Raw genomic sequence first — 3,150 nt, forward strand, 5'->3', positions numbered from 1 at the left:
GCCAAGGACATCTGGACCACGCCGGAGTGGGAGCTGCGCGAGAAGCTGGCCGAGGTCCGCTGGGCCGCCACCTGCACCGCGGTCAACCACGCTTATCTGGCGAAGCTGGCGCCGAGCCACGGCGCTGATCACCTTCAGCGACCGCGACGCGGCCGGGCTGTCCGCCCTGGTGCCGGCGGGGCGCATCGTCCGCCTGCCCCCCTTCCTCGACGCCGCCCCCTTCGCCGCGCTTCCCCGCCAACCGGCCGATCCGGCTCGGCTGATCGCCATCGGCATGATGCGGGACGGCGACAAGGAGCGGTCCTATGCCTTGCTCGCGGCCGCCCTGCGGCGCCTCGGCGACCGGCGCTGGACCCTGACCGTGATCGGCGACGGCCCGGCCCGATCCCGGATCGAGCCGCTCTACGACCCGGACCGGACCATGTTCCGCGGCGCGGTGCCGCCCGAATCGCTGCCGGAGGTGCTGGCCGAGGCCGACCTGTTCGTCTGGCCCGCGATCAACGAGGCCTTCGGCATGGCGCTGCTGGAGGCGCAGGCCGCTGGCCTGCCGGCAGTGGCAGGCGCCGCCGGGGGCGATGCCGGCGGCGTGGCCGAGATCCTGCGCCACGGCGAGACCGGGTTGCTGGTGCCGCCGGGCGATGCCGCCGCCTTCGCCGATGCCGTCGCGGCCCTGCTGGACGACCCGGCCCGCCGCCGGGCGATGGGCGAGGCCGCCCGCGCCAATGTCCTGGCCCGGCACGACATCGCCGCCGCCGCCGCGATCCTCGATCGCACCCTGGCGCGAGTCGTCGCCGGGCAGGCCCCGGCATGACCCGCCTCCTCGTCCTGCGCCACGCGCCGACTGACTGGAACGCCGGGCGCCGCATCCAGGGCCGGGCCGACATCCCGCTGTCGGAGGCCGGGCGTGTGGCCGCGGCGCGGTGGCGCCTGCCGGACTGGACCGCCGGCTGGCAGGTGCTGGCCAGTCCGCTGTCCCGGGCGCTGGAGACGGCGCGGCTGCTCGGCCTCGACCCGGTGCCGGAGCCGGCGCTGACCGAGCTGGACTGGGGCGGCTGGGAAGGCCTTCGCCTGTCCGACAGGACCAGCATCGACCCGGCGGAGCTGGCCCGGCGCGAGGCGCTGGGCCTGGATTTCCGCGCCCCGGGCGGCGAGTCCTACCGTGAGCTGCAGGCCCGGCTGGCGCCGCTGCTGCTGCGGCTCGCCGCCGCGGGGCGCGACACCGTGGCGATCTGTCATCGCGGCGTCATCCTGGCGCTCTATGCCTGCGCCGCCGATTGGACCATGATCGGCGATGCGCCGGACGGGCTGCAGTGGGGCTGCGCACACCTGTTCCGGCTGGACGATTCGGGGGCGCCGGTGATCGAGCGGCTGAACATTTTTTTGGCAGCATGAAGGTTCTGTTTCACGTTCAGCATCTGCTCGGCATCGGCCATGTCCGGCGGGCCGCGGCGATCGCCCGCGCGCTGACCGAGGCCGGCTTCGCCGTGACCGTGGCCCAGGGCGGCTTCGCCGTGCCCGGCACCGACTGGGGCGGCGCCGAGTTGGTGAAGCTGCCGCCGGTGCGGTCGGCCGACACCGGCTTCCGCACCCTGCTCGACGCCGAGGACCGGCCGATCGACTCCGGCTGGAAGAAGCGCCGCGCCGCCGACCTGCTGGCCCTGCTGGCCCGGGTGAAGCCCGACATCCTGCTGGTCGAGACCTTCCCCTTCGGCCGCCGCGCCTTCGCCTTCGAGCTGGTGCCGATGCTGGAGATCGCGCGCCGCGCCAGCCCGCGGCCGCTGATCGCCTGCTCGGTCCGCGACATCCTGGTCGACAAGCAGGACCCGGCGAAGGTCGAGGCCATGGCCGACACCGCGCTGGCCCTGTTCGACCTGGTGCTGGTGCATGGCGACCCGGCGGTGATCCCGTTCGAGGCCAGCTTCCCGCCTGCCCCGCGGGTGGCCGGGCTGATCCGCTACACCGGCTATGTCGGCGCGCCCTCGACCCGCGAGGCGCCGCCCGGCGACGGCGTCGACGAGGTGGTCGTCTCGGTCGGCGGCGGCGCGGTCGGCGCCGAGCTGCTGCGCACCGCCCTGGCCGCCCGCGCCCTCTCCGGCCAGAGCCGGACTCGATGGCGGCTGCTGGCCGGGCCGGACCTGACCGCCGGCACCGTCGCGGACCTGACCGCAGCGGCGCCGGAGGGCGTGATCGTCGAGCCGGCACGGCCGGATTTCCCGAGCCTGCTGGCGCGCTGCCGCCTGTCGGTCAGCCAGGCCGGCTACAACACGGTGATGGATGTGATGCGGGCCGGCTGCCGCGCCGTCTTCGTGCCCTTCGCCGCCGCCGGCGAGACCGAGCAGACCCGGCGGGCGGAGCTTTTGGCCGCCCGCGGCCATTGTCTCGTGGTGCCGGAGGCCGGGCTGACGCCGGAGCGGCTGGCCCGGGCGGTGAACGACGCCATGGCCGCACCCCCGCCGCCGCGCGCGGCGCTGGCCCTGGACGGCGCCCGGACCGCGGCGGTCATCCTGCGCGACGCCGCGGAAAGACGGAGCGCCGCGTGAGGAGGATGACGGATCAGGACATCGGGGATGCGGGGCTTGCCGGGCGGCCGCGGGCTGCGGCTATAGTGCCGCTTTCGTCCGGACCGTCCCGATCCATGCCCGCGCCGACCGAGCCCCCTGCCCCGCCCCTCCCCGATTCCTGGACCGAGCTGCGGACCGAGCTGGACCGGTGGGCCGCGTCCGGCCGCCATCCCACCTTCTGGTGGCGCGACGACGATGCGGTGGCGCCGAGCCCGGCGCTGGACCGGCTGCTGGCCCTGGCCGCGCGCCATGGCCGCGGGGTCGCGCGGGCAGTCATCCCCGCGGGGGCCGAGCCGGCGCTGGTCGAACGCCTGGCCGGCACGCCCGCCGTGGTGATCCAGCACGGCTGGGCGCACCGGTCGCATGCGCCGGCCGGCGAGAAGACCGCCGAGCTGGGCGACCATCGCCCGGCGGAGGCCGTCCTGGCCGAGCTGACCGCAGGCCGCGAGCGGCTGGCGGCACTGTTCGGCGCCCGCAACCGCCCGGTGCTGGCGCCGCCCTGGAACCGCCTCGGACCGGTGCTGCGCGCCCGGCTGGGCGAGGCCGGGCTGACGCTGCTGTCCGGCTTCGGCGCCCGCGACGCCGGGAC

Annotated in this window: 3 protein-coding genes and 1 pseudogene; all 4 read left to right on the top strand. The window is 76.0% G+C overall.

Annotation, left to right across the window (positions count from 1 at the left end):
- Positions 1-169: 169 nt before the first annotated feature.
- On the top strand, positions 170-811 hold the full coding sequence (locus ACTOWL_RS37605) for a glycosyltransferase (protein ID WP_441326418.1): 642 nt from the start codon (positions 170-172) through the stop codon (positions 809-811).
- Positions 808-1,392, top strand: a complete 585-nt coding sequence (locus ACTOWL_RS37610; protein WP_441326419.1) for a histidine phosphatase family protein — start codon at positions 808-810, stop codon at positions 1,390-1,392. Before ACTOWL_RS37605 ends, ACTOWL_RS37610 begins: the two co-directional genes overlap by 4 nt.
- Complete coding sequence (locus ACTOWL_RS37615) at positions 1,389-2,540, top strand: glycosyltransferase family protein (RefSeq protein ID WP_441326420.1); 1,152 nt, start codon at positions 1,389-1,391, stop codon at positions 2,538-2,540. The genes ACTOWL_RS37610 and ACTOWL_RS37615 overlap by 4 nt, the downstream gene beginning before the upstream one ends.
- Positions 2,541-2,635: 95 nt before the next feature.
- A pseudogene (locus tag ACTOWL_RS37620) lies at positions 2,636-3,150 on the top strand (polysaccharide deacetylase family protein); the annotation flags it as partial.

This window comes from Inquilinus sp. CA228 (genome assembly GCF_052078665.1).
GTDB lineage: Bacteria > Pseudomonadota > Alphaproteobacteria > DSM-16000 > Inquilinaceae > Inquilinus.